Source organism: Boseongicola sp. (assembly GCA_014075275.1).
Taxonomy (GTDB): domain Bacteria; phylum Pseudomonadota; class Alphaproteobacteria; order Rhodobacterales; family Rhodobacteraceae.
Window position 1 is genome coordinate 2,586,246 of the sequence record CP046179.1, and the last position, 14,193, is coordinate 2,600,438.

16 protein-coding genes are annotated in these 14,193 nt (G+C 59.1%); 11 read left to right on the plus strand and 5 right to left on the minus strand.

Annotated elements, in window-relative coordinates; all coding sequences use genetic code 11:
* Positions 1 to 72: 72 nt before the first annotated feature.
* From GKR98_13035 to GKR98_13055, 5 genes are all read right to left on the minus strand, one after another.
* Positions 73 to 468, minus strand: coding sequence for a hypothetical protein (locus GKR98_13035; protein QMU59034.1), 396 nt, complete (start codon positions 466 to 468; stop codon positions 73 to 75).
* A complete protein-coding gene (locus tag GKR98_13040; GenBank protein ID QMU60099.1) occupies positions 465 to 1,790 on the minus strand; it encodes a recombinase family protein in 1,326 nt (441 codons plus the stop codon). Before GKR98_13040 ends, GKR98_13035 begins: the two co-directional genes overlap by 4 nt.
* A complete protein-coding gene (locus GKR98_13045; GenBank protein QMU60100.1) occupies positions 1,790 to 2,290 on the minus strand; it encodes a DUF2924 domain-containing protein in 501 nt (166 codons plus the stop codon). The genes GKR98_13040 and GKR98_13045 overlap by 1 nt, the downstream gene beginning before the upstream one ends.
* Positions 2,291 to 2,687: 397 nt before the next feature.
* A complete protein-coding gene (locus tag GKR98_13050) occupies positions 2,688 to 3,608 on the minus strand; it encodes an ImmA/IrrE family metallo-endopeptidase (GenBank protein ID QMU59035.1) in 921 nt (306 codons plus the stop codon).
* Positions 3,605 to 3,925 carry a helix-turn-helix domain-containing protein gene (locus GKR98_13055; protein QMU60101.1) on the minus strand — a complete coding sequence of 107 codons (321 nt, stop codon included), beginning with the start codon at positions 3,923 to 3,925 and terminating at the stop codon, positions 3,605 to 3,607. Before GKR98_13055 ends, GKR98_13050 begins: the two co-directional genes overlap by 4 nt.
* A 158-nt stretch (positions 3,926 to 4,083) precedes the next feature.
* Here GKR98_13055 and GKR98_13060 point away from each other — a divergent pair, with 158 nt between their 5' ends.
* The 11 genes from GKR98_13060 to GKR98_13110 all read left to right on the plus strand — a co-directional run bounded on the left by GKR98_13060 (position 4,084) and on the right by GKR98_13110 (position 13,986).
* A complete protein-coding gene (locus GKR98_13060) occupies positions 4,084 to 5,307 on the plus strand; it encodes a hypothetical protein (protein QMU59036.1) in 1,224 nt (407 codons plus the stop codon).
* Positions 5,291 to 6,229, plus strand: coding sequence for a hypothetical protein (locus tag GKR98_13065; GenBank protein ID QMU59037.1), 939 nt, complete (start codon positions 5,291 to 5,293; stop codon positions 6,227 to 6,229). The genes GKR98_13060 and GKR98_13065 overlap by 17 nt, the downstream gene beginning before the upstream one ends.
* A 165-nt stretch (positions 6,230 to 6,394) precedes the next feature.
* Positions 6,395 to 6,604: a helix-turn-helix domain-containing protein gene (locus GKR98_13070; protein QMU59038.1), complete on the plus strand. Its 210-nt coding sequence runs from the start codon at positions 6,395 to 6,397 to the stop codon at positions 6,602 to 6,604.
* A gap of 11 nt (positions 6,605 to 6,615) precedes the next feature.
* Complete coding sequence (locus GKR98_13075; protein QMU59039.1) at positions 6,616 to 7,101, plus strand: hypothetical protein; 486 nt, start codon at positions 6,616 to 6,618, stop codon at positions 7,099 to 7,101.
* Positions 7,101 to 7,847 carry an AAA family ATPase gene (locus GKR98_13080; protein QMU59040.1) on the plus strand — a complete coding sequence of 249 codons (747 nt, stop codon included), beginning with the start codon at positions 7,101 to 7,103 and terminating at the stop codon, positions 7,845 to 7,847. Before GKR98_13075 ends, GKR98_13080 begins: the two co-directional genes overlap by 1 nt.
* A 21-nt stretch (positions 7,848 to 7,868) precedes the next feature.
* Positions 7,869 to 8,384 carry a DUF669 domain-containing protein gene (locus GKR98_13085; protein ID QMU59041.1) on the plus strand — a complete coding sequence of 172 codons (516 nt, stop codon included), beginning with the start codon at positions 7,869 to 7,871 and terminating at the stop codon, positions 8,382 to 8,384.
* A gap of 65 nt (positions 8,385 to 8,449) precedes the next feature.
* Positions 8,450 to 8,812: a hypothetical protein gene (locus GKR98_13090; GenBank protein ID QMU59042.1), complete on the plus strand. Its 363-nt coding sequence runs from the start codon at positions 8,450 to 8,452 to the stop codon at positions 8,810 to 8,812.
* Positions 8,812 to 9,756 (plus strand): oxidoreductase, encoded by a 945-nt coding sequence (locus tag GKR98_13095; protein QMU59043.1) that lies wholly within the window; start codon positions 8,812 to 8,814, stop codon positions 9,754 to 9,756. The genes GKR98_13090 and GKR98_13095 overlap by 1 nt, the downstream gene beginning before the upstream one ends.
* Entirely contained in the window at positions 9,750 to 11,486 is a 1,737-nt protein-coding gene (locus GKR98_13100; protein QMU59044.1) for a DEAD/DEAH box helicase, read from the plus strand. The genes GKR98_13095 and GKR98_13100 overlap by 7 nt, the downstream gene beginning before the upstream one ends.
* Positions 11,483 to 11,707: a hypothetical protein gene (locus GKR98_13105; GenBank protein ID QMU59045.1), complete on the plus strand. Its 225-nt coding sequence runs from the start codon at positions 11,483 to 11,485 to the stop codon at positions 11,705 to 11,707. The genes GKR98_13100 and GKR98_13105 overlap by 4 nt, the downstream gene beginning before the upstream one ends.
* Entirely contained in the window at positions 11,707 to 13,986 is a 2,280-nt protein-coding gene (locus GKR98_13110) for a DUF3987 domain-containing protein (protein ID QMU59046.1), read from the plus strand. Before GKR98_13105 ends, GKR98_13110 begins: the two co-directional genes overlap by 1 nt.
* The last annotated feature ends 207 nt before the right edge of the window (positions 13,987 to 14,193 follow it).

Here is a 14,193-nt window from a genome sequence, read left to right on the forward strand (position 1 = left end):
GTAGACGCGTTGGCAGGGGTCACAGCGATACGTCAGCAAATTCGACTATCTGCAATATACCTATTACGACGTTCAGGATGCAGTCGTTTCGAACGCGTGGCAGCTTTGTTCGCCCCAAGCCTCCCCAGCCAGAAAACACAGATCGTACAAGCTTACCGCAGACGCCTCGCGCCCGCAGGTCAGGCGCTTGAGCACCTCTGGCGCCAAATAGGCCAGCCGCAACTGGCGACTGACATGACGTTCGGCCAAACCGACGGCTTCAGTCAGTTCCTGGATTGTGGCGAATTCACCTGCATCCATGCGCCGCCGCCATCCCCATGCGCGGCCGATAGCGCGCAGAACATGCGGGTCTTGGGTCTGGTCATCGCTCGGCCGATAGTCAGAGGGCGGTAGGATTTTGGGCCGCCCGTTCTTCTTGCGGACCGTCAACGGGATCAGTACGCGGATCGTGTCATCAGGCTTGGTCATTCCGCAGCCTCCATCCTGCGCGGCTCAACCATTTCGCGGATCACGCCTGCGATCCCTTCGCGCCTGATGTCGACCTCAAGCCCCGCGGCGGTGACGGTAACGCGCCGGACGAGAAGCTGGATGATGCGGGCCTGCTCTGCCGGGAAGAGTTGCGACCAGAGTGCCTTGAACTCGTGAAGGGCTGCGATGGCGTCGGCTTCCGAAACTGCAACCTGTTCCTTTTTCAGGGCCACGAGCACCTGCGATACCACCTCTGGCGTCTGCAGAATGCGCCGAACCTCGGTCACGACCGCATCCTCGACCATTCCTGCCGCCAGCCGCATTGGCGCGGTTTCTTCACCGGTCTCACGGTTCCTGATGACGTCCATCGACACATAGTAGCGATAAAGCTTCGCGCCTTTTTTCGTGCTGGTAGGCGTCATGGCCGCGCCAGTGTCGCTGAATATCAGCCCTTTCAGAAGCGCGGGTGTCCGCGACCGGCTGTTGTTGGCCCGTTTGCGGGGGCTTTCCTTGAGGATTGCGTGGACTTGATCCCAGAGTGCCTCGTCGATGATGGCGTCATGCTCGCCGGGGTAGGCCTTGCCCTTGTGGACGGCCTCACCGCGATAAACACGGTTGTTCAGAAGCCGGTAGAGGTAGCCTTTGTCTATCAGCGTTCCCTGCTTGTTGCGGAAGCCGTCGCGGCGAAGTTCGCGTGCCAAAACCGTGGCGGAGCCGAGCTCAACAAACCGTTCGAAGATGCGTCGGACCGATGAGGCCTCTGCGTCGTTCACCAACAGTTTGCGATCCTGCACATCGTAGCCGAGGGGCACATAGCCCCCCATCCAGATCCCGCGCTTGCGTGATGCAGCCACCTTGTCGCGGATGCGCTCACCGATGACCTCACGTTCGAACTGGGCGAAACTGAGCAGGATGTTCAGCGTGAGCCGCCCCATCGACGTAGTGGTGTTGAACGACTGCGTGACCGACACGAAGGTGACACCGTTGCGGTCAAAGACCTCGACCAACTTGGAAAAGTCCATAAGCGAGCGCGACAGGCGGTCGATCTTGTAAACCACAACCACGTCGACCAGACCATCGTCGATGTCGGCAAGCAACTGCTTGAGCCCGGGACGTTCGAGGTTGCCGCCAGAAAATCCACCATCGTCATAGCGGTCGTGGGTGGCCACCCATCCCTCGGACTTCTGACTGGCGATATAGGCCTCACAGGCCTCTCGCTGGGCGTCAAGGGTATTGAACTCCATGTCGAGCCCTTCTTCGGTCGACTTACGAGTGTAGATGGCGCAGCGCAGGCGACGGTTTGGTCGGATGTTAATGTCCATCATGCTTCCTCCTGCTTGCGTTCACGCAGCCCGAAAAAGCGATACCCATTCCAGCGTGTTCCGGTGATGGCGCGGGCCACGGCCGAGAGTGATTTGTATTTGCGGCCCTGCCATTCAAAGCCGTCCTTCAGCACTGTGACCGTATGCTCGGCGCCGTCCCATTCACGCAGGAGTTTCGTTCCGGCTACAGGATTGCGGGGATCGGCGATCTGATGTTTGCGGCGGGCATGGCCTTCAACCTCGTCGGCAAGCAGATCCAGCATGCGGCGGGTTTCCCGATCTGGGCCGCCGTAAGTTAGCTCCTGGATCCGATATGCGATTCGAAGTTCAAGAAATGCCCGGCTATTGTTTGGTGCCGAGGTGCCGATGAGTTTTTCCCATTCAGCTTTGAGTTCCTTGACCGACATCGCCTTCAGGGCGGCCATGCGCGACAGCACCGTCTGGTCCAGGTTTGGATCGCTTCCTGGTAATGCTGGGGTTATCTTATTGTGATGTTTCATCAATTCCTCCGATGCGGATACGTTTTGCACGACGACCACCGCTCTTTCGGGGCGATAAGTCCACGAAACTGTCTCCGTTCTCAGAAGATAAATCGCTGGACTGTTCGACGTTCAGGCGAACCACAGCTGCAGCGAGAATGCGGCCAATTTCTTCGAGGCGCGCGTCTGCTGACATGCGCTCAGGGCATAGGGGATTGGGACCCGAAATCGGGCCTGATGTATTCTTGGGCATGGCGACTTTTCGCGATTGAGATGATGCCCAAAAGGTATCTTAAAATATCAAAAATACAAGTAAATCAATATTTTACGGACAGGGTCGACCTGCGCGTAGAGCCACGTATTTCTGCGTAGTGAATATGCGAGTACGCGGAACGCTGATCGTCGTTGCTGGGCCGAATCACCCTGTCCGACCGTCCATGAATTTGTCGAACGTATCGACGGTCTGCTCTTCTTCCAACTCTGCCATCTCCCAGCGGGATGGGGCGCGGTCAGGATAAAGCAGCAGCGAGATTGTCATCCGGTCATTGCTGGGGGAGAACACCGTCATTTCATGGACGGGCTCAGACCCCAACCAGACACCTGCGGGGTGGAGGTGACCATGGCGACCAGTATCCCAGTCCACGTCCTGCGCGGCCAAGGAGGCGGCTGGCAGTTCCGTTACTGTTTGGCGTGCCCGGTAAAAGATACCGGATTTCAGCAACGGCTCGCTGGACCATGCCCAGTCGATGAATCCCTCTTTGCCAACCACGATCATCGCCCGCTTGTCGGTGATGGTCATCCATTTCAGGATCGCTGCCGTCAGTGACACGGCGTAGCGGTCGGCCAAATCAGTCATCAGATCGATATCAATGGCCCGGCCTTTGATCTGCTCACGGAAATCATCCAGCGGCATCAAAAGGTAGGAGGCGAAGGTATTGGCCTCCGCCTCGATCCCGTTCCGGACCTCATCCCAATCAGCCATGTCGCGGTTGGTGCATTCGAGGCCGCTGGGATAAGTCTGCCGGTGCAGCAGGTAATGGCCCAATTCATGGGCCAACGTGAAGTTCTGCCGTCCCGGCGAACGGATCGTATCGTTATAGATGATGCCCCATTCGCCGGACCCATCTTGGCGTGGCATGAGCATGCCTTCAACGCCGTTGGAGAGGTCCAGGCCGCCGACCATAGTTATCGGTGCATTTGGAAACACCTGTCGTGAGACATCCTGTGCTAGTGCGGCCACATCAATTGGAAACCGCGGTAGCCCATGCGCTGCCTGATGCAGCGACAGGATCTGCGTCAGGCGGATTGCCCAACCCTGTGGCGTCGTGGGCAGGCTCAATCCTTCTTTCCCCACATATCGATCATCTGATTGATCTTAGCTTGGTCATCCGGGTCGAGCTTGCTGAATTTGCGGAAGAAGGCCTCCTTCAGAACTGCGTCTCCGGGTTCCTCACTTTCATCCAGCAGATAGTCGGTAGTGATCTCGAGGGCCTGAGCAATCCGGGTCAATTTTTCTCCGGACGGCTTTCGTGCGTCGCGGTTTTCCAATTCCCAGATGTAGCTCTTGCTCGAGTCGGTCAATTCCGCGAGCTTGTCGAGGGAGTATCCCTTCTCCTGGCGGTGGCGCTTCATCTTGGCGCCGAGGGACGTGGTCATAGTATCATCCTTGTTTTCCTTGGTTGTAGGAAGCTTGTTCGGTATGCCGAACAAAATCGTGCCGCGCAAGTAGACTTGGTGGTTTGTTCGATATATATCGAACATTATCGTATCGCTTTGCGCCGATTCCCTCATACTCCTCGCCAGAAAGGGCTCCTATGACTGCTATCGCCTCCTTCCTTCGCAAGACCCCCGTCACACGGTTGCATGACTATTTTACCGGCTCTGGGTTCACATCCCTTCCACCGGTCGATTGGACCAAGCCTGAGGCGGAGCTCGTCGAGCCGCTGATCAAAGCTGTCGACGACATGGACGACCGTGAAAAACAACGTGTTGTCATGAATGCCGGTCAGGTCGCTGCTCTCGCGGACGAACCGGGCCAGAATGCGCTGCAGAATGTCGTCATCAACCGGCAGGTGTTCGACACGCTGGAGGGGGCTAATAATCGTTCGCTGTGGGTGTTTCTGAATGAACCAGACCAGTTTCGTAAGGCTGAAGAGGTCCGCTACAATGATGAACGGCGCCGTGGCCGGTCATGGAGTGGCTTTGAAGTAGAAAAGGACCGCGTGGTCCGCCGGGATGCTGCATCGGTAGCTGACTTCACCAAGGCAATCCGCGCGCGTTTCGACACGCCGCATGTTCATGTCGATGTTTTCGACCGGCACCGCGTCATCCTCGATGATCAGGAATGCGATCTCGTTCAGGTCGCTGTCTATCGCGAAGGGCGCCCAGAAGACATGCTTGGGTTCGACGCGAACAGCACATTGTCCCGCCGCATCGTGAAGCCGGTTTTTGAGGCTGCGCTGACTTACGAAGCGGATACCGGCGTTATAGAGGTGGTGGCCAATACAGTTGCAGACCGGAGGGATCTCACTGCCTACATGGCGCGGGACCTGCTTGGGATCGACTTCGAAGAAAAGCATATACCGCTGCGAGAATACGATCTTGGGATGCTCTTGAAGCCCTTTGACTTCCCGACTGACGTTGATGACGGCATCGCGGACGTCACCGTGAAAGAATTGCGTCTTATGGAGGTTGGCCAGCCTAACGAACGGATCATCCTCGAATCCATGTCGGGCGCCGACCGCACTGTGTGGGAAATGGCAGAAGAAAGAATTGGGCTCGACATTGGCAGTTCGGGGCATGTCCTGTCCGTTGCATCTGAAGCGCCTGAATGGATCGTCACGCGCGCGCGGTTCACAATCAAGTTTCAGCCCGGCCCGAGCGGCGGGCGGGGCAAATCGTTGACGCTGACGGTGACCATGCCACATGGCTGCAACTTGAAGGACATGACCCCGCATGAGCGCCTGATTGGCGACAAGTATCTGCGCCGTTGGGGCATTCTGACCGACAGCTCCGACATCGGTGACCTCATTGACTAAACGGGCGGTCGATATGCTGCTGCAGGTCGTTGAAACCCGCACGGCCAAGGTGCAGGCATCGGTCCTGCGGCAAGTTTCACCTCGGGCAACGGATCAGTTGCTCGAGGCCAAGTTGATGGTCGCGTCCGGACATATCCCGGTCGTCACCGCTATGGATGACTACGAAGACGAGCCCATCCCTGCAGAGTGGTGCGCCGAGCGCAGGCAGTATGGATACAACAACAGCATCGGTCGGTGGGTTGCGGTCGATGCCAAGGAGATCGCAGCTCTTGCAGTTGATTACCCGCTGCTCTTCGCGAAGATGTTGGTAGATTTCGAGCGCGCTGCCCCGGCGCGCCCGATCTCGTTGATCGATAGTGTCGCGTGGGACATTGGCACCATCCAGCTCAAGGGGGCGAAATCGCCCGTGCCGGTCTGGTTTGCGCGTCGGCTTTCAGATCCTGCGGTGTGGAAAAAGGTTGGTGCTCTCCTGGAACGCAGGCCGCCTGATGGGGTCCGTGTCATCCTGACGTCCACACCAGGCGATCGCCTCCCTGTTGCTGCAAGTAAGAAGGACATCGTCATCAGTGTGACCGATGTGGCCAAAGCGGCTGGAAAGCTGGCCATCTCACCTCAGGCCGTTTGCATGCGTGTGTTCCCCGGACATGCGCAGCGGCGGTTCCCCATCGATCACTCGGAGGACTTCGGGGTCGTCTATGTCCATGACGAGGTGTTCAAGTTTCGTGGTCTACGGCACCGGGATTTTCTGGCGATCTTGTTCGGCGCATATTGGTCTGGCAGGCCAGTTTGCAGAACAATAACCACGCTATCCGATGCGGGATTCTCGGAAAAGACCAATAGCCTTTCGAAGGCTTTCAGCGGTCGGACCGACTGGCAATCGTTTATCAAGTACGATGAAGGCAACTGCTGGATCGAAGCATAACCTCACCAACATACTGAAAACATGAATAACGGCCGCTCAATCGAGCGGCCGTTTTGCGTTTCTTCGTCTCCTACCAATTCCCCTACCTTTCCCCTTCAGAAGCCCTACCACGCCATCCGCCATGGTGATCCCGCAAGTGTTCGCAAAAACCCCAAGGAGGTTCACATGGCGCTAAGACACCTTTCCCAGATCGAGCTGGCGGCTCGCTGGAACATTTCACATCGCACGCTGGAGCGTTGGCGGTGGACGGGCGAAGGCCCGAAATTCATCAAGCTCGGTGGCCGGGTCATTTACCGGCTCGAAGACGTCGAGGCTTTCGAGGTCGAGCAAATCCGCGGCTCGGACCACGAGCCCCACCGCCCAATGTCGGCATAAGGGGGATGAATATGACAATTTCTAACCACATCACACTGGCCGATATCCACCGCATGCCGGTTGGCCAAATCGCGGCACTGCCCGCTGATCAGCTGGCAATGCTGCGGGATGCGGCTGATCAGCAGCTCACCCAGGCCAAGACGGTCTCGGATTGGCTCAATGGTGCCATCTCCCTGAAATACGCCGAGCGTGCTGCTGAATGCCGCTCTGAGGCAGGCAAGGACACCGGCACGATCCGCTTTGCAGATGGCGACGTCACCGTGATTTCGGACCTGACCAAGCGGATCGATTGGGATCAGGCCAAGCTGGCCCAGATCGCCGAAAACATCGCCTCAGCAGGCGAGGACCCGGCCGAGTTCATCGATACCACTTTGAAAGTGTCTGAGCGCAAATACACGGCGCTGCCAGAAAGCTGGCGCAAGGGTTTTGAACCTGCGCGTACGGTCCGGACCGGCAAGCCCAAGTTCCGCTTGGTGCTGGGCGAGGAGGTGCGCTGATGGCTATTTCTCTCGCATCTCTGCGCACCAGTTCGGTGCTCCAGCCGCCGCGTATACTGATCCACGGCGTTGCCGGGGTAGGTAAATCGACCTTTGCCGCTGACGCGGGCGCGCCGGTGTTCATCATGACCGAGGATGGTCTTGGCAAACTGCAGGTCCCGCATTTTCCGTTGGCGACCAGCTATGCCGAAGTTGCACAAGCGCTCGACGCCTTGCTGGAGGAGGATCACGACTACGGCACTGTCGTCGTTGACAGCGTCGACTGGCTCGAGCCGCTGATCTGGGCTGAAGCGTGCAAACGCAATGGCTGGCAGTCGATCGAAACCCCGGGCTTTGGCAAAGGCTTCGCAGAAGCGCTGACCATCTGGCGGGAATATCTCGATAAGCTGAATGCGCTGCGCGACCGGAAAGGCATGGTGGTCATCCAGATCGCCCATACAGACATCAAGCGGTTCGATAGCCCCGAGCATGAGCCTTACGACCGGTATGTGATCAAGCTGCAGACCCGCGCGTCCGCGCTGCTGCAGGAGCATTCTGATGTGGTGCTTTTTGCCAACTATCAGATCTCGGTCGCCAAATCCGATGTCGGCTTCAACAAAAAGGTGACCCGGGCGCTCGGGTCCGGTGCGCGCGTTATGCACACCGAGGAGCGTCCCGCCTTCCTCGCCAAGAACCGTTACGGCCTGCCGGACACTCTGCCGCTCGCGTGGTCAGAGTTCCTCGCAGCCATGCCCCAATCCCAATGATTGCCTTGAAAGGATACGACCATGGCACGTTTTGACACGTCCTTTGACGCCACCAGCGTTGAACCCACCACCCCGTATGAGCTGCTGCCCGCAGGCAAATACCGCGCTCAGATCGTCGAGAGCGAAATGCGCGTGACCCGCAACGGTATGGGGCAGTTTCTCTGGTTGATGCTGGATATTTTGGACGGCCAGTATCAAGGCCGGAAGATCTTTGATCAGCTGAACCTTGTGAACCCGAACCCGACCACGGTCGAGATTGCACAGCGGACGCTGTCGGCAATCTGCCATGCGACGGACCGGATGCATGTCAGCGACAGTGAGGAGCTGCACCTGATCCCGATGACGATCCAGGTGAAGATCAAGCCGCCGAAGAACGGCTACGGCGAAAGCAACGCCATTGCCTATCTGCCGCCCGAAAGTGGAGGCGCTCCTGCAGCCACCGCAAAACCTGGCGCAGCCCCAGCAGCACCGCCCTCAACGCAGGCCGCTTCCGCACCACCCAAGATGGCCTCTGCGCCCTGGAACAAGAAGGGCTGATCAATCGCGCTGCTCCGCATCCATGACTGACGGAGCAGCGCCCAACCCCATCTAAGGATATTCCCATGACTGACCTGCATAACGCGGCCCCTCGGGCCGTGATCAGCTCCGGCTTGCCTGAAGACCAGTGCCGGTTGATCGAACTCGACGACGATATTGCCAAAATCCGCACGCAGATTGCGACCGCTGATCTGGCGCGCCAACGGGGGCAAAAGCCTATCGACCCTGACTGGTTTCACCGGGCAAGAACCGCGCTGCGCCACCTGTGCCGCGAACGGTCCGAGTTGCTTGCCAAAGGCACTGGCCGCCGTCGCCGCGAAAAGCTGAAAGACGCGCTGATCGGCATCCTGCGCGAGCGCCACGACCCGGAAACTTGGAGCGGCCTTCTGTCCGAAGCCCAAGCCCGCAGCGAACGGGAGGGCTTGTGATGGCTGATCTTCCCGCACCACCTACGCCGACGCTGACGACGATCTACGCCGATTACGAGGCCCGCCAGGGTGATGGCTTCCGTGACCATCTCGGCGCATCCATCATCGGAAAATCATGTGCACGCGCGCTCTGGTACGATTTCCGCTGGGTGACGCCGTCACGCTTTTCTGGCCGCCTTTTGCGCCTTTTTGAGACGGGCCAATTGGAAGAGGACCGTATGGTGCGCAATTTGCGTGCCACCGGGGCCACTGTTTTGGAGCTGGATTCGGAAACAGGACGGCAAATCCGCGTGGAGGCCCATGGCGGTCATTTCGGCGGCTCGCTCGATGGCGTCGCGCTCGGTCTGCTTGAGGTGCCGAAAACCTGGCATGTACTGGAATTCAAAACGCATGGTGTGAAAAGCTTTGCGGATTTAACCGCGAAAGGCGTGATGGCATCGAAGCCGCAGCATGCCGCGCAGACGCAGATCTACATGCACCTGACCGGTATCACCCGCGCGCTTTACATGGCGGTCTGCAAGAATACCGACGCGCTGCATATCGAACGGGTTGAGGCCGATCCTGCCATGGCCGAACGCCTTCTGGAGAAGGCTGGCAGGGTCATCTTCGCCCAGCATCCGCCTGCACGGATCAGCGAGGACCCGGCTTGGTTCGAATGCCGTTTTTGCGATCACCATGCCGCCTGCCATGAGGGTGGCGGGGCCGCTTTGACCTGCCGTTCCTGTCTGCATTCTACCGCCGTTGATGGCGGATGGCACTGCGCGCGTCATGACAGAATGCTGTCGCCTGCTGAGCAGCGTGCCGCCTGCGGCAAACATCTCTTCATCCCCGATCTCGTGCCGGGGGAGGTCATCGATGCGGGAGACGACATCGTCACCTACCGCATGAACGATGGCGCCTCCTGGTCAAATGACGCCCGCACAACGGAGGCGGTACCATGCTGACCCTGCGCCCATACCAAGAGGCTGCGATCTCTTCGATCTACGACTATTTCCAGACCAACAAGGGTAACCCTCTGGTGGTGATCCCGACGGCTGGCGGCAAGTCGCTCGTCATGGCGTCATTCATCGAAGGGGTGCTGAAGGCTTGGCCTGATCAGCGCATCCTGATCGTGACCCATGTGCGCGAGCTGATCGCCCAGAACCATGCGGAGATGCTTGGGCTTTGGCCTGAGGCACCTGCGGGCATCTATTCAGCGGGTCTGGGCAAACGCGAGGCGCAGGCCCGCGTCCTGTTTGCTGGCATCCAATCAATCCATCGCCGCGCCCATGAGATCGGCCACACCGATCTGGTGTTGATTGATGAGGCCCATCTGATCCCAGGCAATTCCAGCACGATGTACAGGCGTTTTCTGGACGCGCTGCAGGCGATCAATCCTGCGCTTAAGGTGATCGGACTCACAGCCACACCGTTTCGCACTGGCAGCGGTATGCTGCATGAGGGCAAGGACGCACTCTTCACTGACATTGCCTATGAGGCGCCGGTGCGAGAGCTGATTGACGCAGGGTTTCTGAGCCCACTGATCTCGAAACAGCCTGCCACGCGGCTGGATGTCTCAAAGGTCGGCACGCTTGCGGGTGACTTCATTGCCCGCGATCTGGCAGCCGCGGTCGATCAGAAAGCGACGACGCGGGCAGCCGTGAGCGAGATCATCACCCATGGAAAAGACCGCAAATCCTGGCTGGCCTTTTGCTCGGGCGTGGATCATGCGCGTCATGTGGCCGAAGAGTTTGCGCGTCAAGGCGTCACCTGCCGTACGATCTTCGGGGACACACCCAAGGACGCGCGCGATGCCATCATCGCGGCCTTCAAGTGCGGCGAAATCCGCGCGCTGGCCTCAATGGGCGTGCTGACGACCGGGTTCAACGCGCCTGGCGTCGATCTTATCGCATTGCTGCGTCCCACCAAATCCGCAGGGCTCTATGTCCAGATGGTGGGTCGTGGCACGCGTCTGGCTCCGGACAAGGAAAACTGTCTGGTTCTCGACTTTGCGGGCAATGTCCGCCGCCACGGACCGATCGATCTGGTCCGCCCGAAACGCCCGGGCGATGGCGGGGGTGGCGAGGCACCCACAAAGGTCTGCCCCGAGTGCGACAGCATCATGGCGATCTCGGCCACCGAATGCCCGGACTGCGGCTATGTCTTCCCGGCCCGGGAGGTGAAGATCGCCCCCACGGCGGCCACGCTTCCGGTTTTGTCGCCAAAAGTCCAATGGCTGCCGGTCCAAGGCGTGTCCTATAGCCGTCATGACAAGCGTGGCGGGCTGCCATCACTGAAGGTCACCTATAGCTGCGGGCTCAAGTCCTACAACGAATGGGTTTGTGTCGAGCATCAGGGGTATGCGCGCCAGAAGGCGCTCGAATGGTGGCGAAAGCGCGCGCCGGGCTGCCCGATGCCGCGCACTGTCGACGATGCCATTGCGCAGGCGGGGCAACTGGCCCGGCCAACCGCGATCTCGGTGCGCCCGTCTGGCCGCTTTCTTGAAATCTCCGGCTACAGGTTTGATCCATGCGCCACATCAACTCCGGCCTCTGCGCCGTCTGCCGCCGGGAACCTCGCGGGTTTGGTTGGTTCAACCCCACATTCGCTGTCTCGGACCCCCGGCGGGACCAAAGCCGCAAACACCTCTGTTCGCGCACCTGCCAGGACATCTGTCACAGGAGGACAGGTATGATCGATCCCACCCCAAATGAAATGCAGGCCATGAGCGTTGGCGGCCAATATGGTGGCGAATACCTTGAGAGTATCGGCAAATCTGATCTCGCCACCCTGACTGAGACCGAGTGGGACCGCTTCCTTGATGCGGTCATCACCGGATATTGCGATCAACTGCGCGCACTTGCGGGACAAGACCGCACACGGCTCGACGCCATGACCCCGGAGGTGCCGTTCTGATGGCTGATACATCCAACATGGCGCGCTTCGGCGCGCGTCTTGTCACCAATGGCTATGCCATTCTGCCAATCGGCCCGGGCACCAAAAAGCCTGGCCAGTTCAAGCGCGGGGCGTGGGCCGATTATCCGGAATGGAACCGGCATGCAGAACGCCCGACAACCGAGGTCGAAATCGCGACCTGGTCGGCATGGCCCGATTGCGGCATCGGGATTGTGGGCGGCGCGGTTGCAGCGGTTGATATCGACATCGTGGAGGATGCGGAATTGGCGCTTCGGATCGAACAACTGGCGCGTGAACGTTTGGGGGATACCCCGGCGCTGCGCATCGGCAAGGCGCCAAAGCGGATGTTGATCTATCGCACAGCAACCCCTTTCCGGGGCATCAAACGTCATCCGCTGGAGGTGCTTTGCCTGGGTCAGCAGTTCGTTGCCTACGCAAACCACCCGGATACTGGCGCGCCCTATGCCTGGCCAGAGGAAGGGCTGGCTGATCTTGATATCACGGAGCTGCCTGAAATCACCGCAGAGATGGCACGCGCCTTTCTTGATGAGGCCTATGCCCTGTTGCCCGACCATTTGCAGCAACGCGGGCTTGCGACAGGATCACAGGGCACGGAGCACCTGCAAGCCCATAGCCAGATGGGGACATTACCGGCCATTGAGGCAGCGCTGAAATGGCTACCGAATGCGGAGTTGGACTATGACAGCTGGGTGCGGATTGGTATGGCGCTGAAGGGCGCGCTTGGTGAGGCTGGGGGCGATATCTTTGCGGGCTGGTCAGCGCAGGCGGCCAAGGATGTGTCTGCGGCGACCGCTAAGGCCTGGGCCAGCTTCAAACCCGATCGCATTGGCGCCGGCACGATCTACCACCTTGCCATTGAGCGCGGCTGGCAGCCTGATGCCTCACTATGTCTGGACGGTGCTGTGGCCTGTGATGGCGAGCACCCAGCGGCGGGGTTGTTGTCGAGGCTGGGAGGGCATTCCGAGGGTGATGAGGAACCAACGGCCACCTTACCATTCACGCTGGTCATGCCGGACGGGTTGGTGGGCGATCTGACCGATTACATGCTGTCGACAGCCCGGCGTCCTCAGCCGTTGTTGTCACTTGGCGCTAGCTTCTGCGCGATTGGTGCGCTCATGGGGCGGCAGTATCGCACCGAGAGCAACCTGCGCTCGAACCTGTATGTCGTGGGCATTGCGGATAGCGGATCAGGCAAGAACCACGCCCGCGAAATCATCAACGAGGTCTTTTTTGAGGCGGGGCTGGCCCATCATCTCGGTGGCAACAAGATCGCCTCCGGTGCGGGGCTTTTGACCGCGTTGCATCGCCAGCCTGCAATCCTGTTCCAGATCGATGAGTTTGGGATGTTTCTGGCAGCGGCGGCCGACCGGCGCCGCAGTCCACGCCACATCACTGAAATCCTCGACAACATGACCGAGCTTTACACGGCCGCGGGCGGGATTTTCCTCGGTGCAGAATATGCCAACCGTGATGGCTCAAACGAGCGGCGGGATATCAATCAACCCTGCCTGAGTGTCTATGGCACTACGACGCCTTTGCACTTCTGGGGCGCATTGCAGGGCGCAAACGTCGTCGACGGCTCGCTGGCCCGCTTTCTGATCTTGCCGAGTGATGAGGATTATCCAGACGAGAACATCGCCGTGGGCATGCGCCAGGCTGATCCCACGCTGATCGCTGGGTTGCAGAGCGTGGCCTGCGGTGGAGGGCATCAGAAGGGCAACCTTGCGGGCAAGACAGCCGATCAGAACACCGCGGTGAACCCAACTATCGTGCCCATGACCGAGGAGGCCCGTGCGCGTTTCAAAGCGCTGAGCGCCGAATTGACGGGGGAGTTGCGGGCGGCAGCCGGGACGGCTTTCACGGCGATCCTGGCGCGCATTGGGGAGAACGCATTGAAGCTTGCATTGATCGTCGCGGTCGGGCGCGATCCGACAAACCCTGGGATCGACCTCTCGGCCGCAGATTGGGCCATTGATTTTGTGCGCCATTATGCGCGGCGAACCATGGAGGCTGTTGAGCGCCATGTCGCGGACACCGAGACAGAAGCGCATTTGAAGCGGTTGAAGGAGATCATCCGGGCGGCAGGAGCGAAAGGCATCGCCAAATCCGAAATCACGCGCGCCTCACAATGGCTCAAGTCGCGTGACCGTGATGAGAACCTGCTGACCTTGATCGAAAGCGGGGATGTCACGACCGGCATGCGCGGCTCATCGACCAAGCAGGCCATGGTGTACAGGTTGGCGCGGTTTGGCGGGTGACGGGAGATCCTTCAAACCCACTGAAGCTGATTTTGAAGCAGGCATTGGGAATAACACCATGAGTTAAAACGGAAAAATAAAATCCTTCAAATCCTTCAATCTTTCAAGAGGACCCCTTATCCCTATACGCGTACGCGCGCGTTTAAACATTAGGAGAGAGGTACCTATTGAAATATTGAATAATTGAAAGATTATATATTATGCATA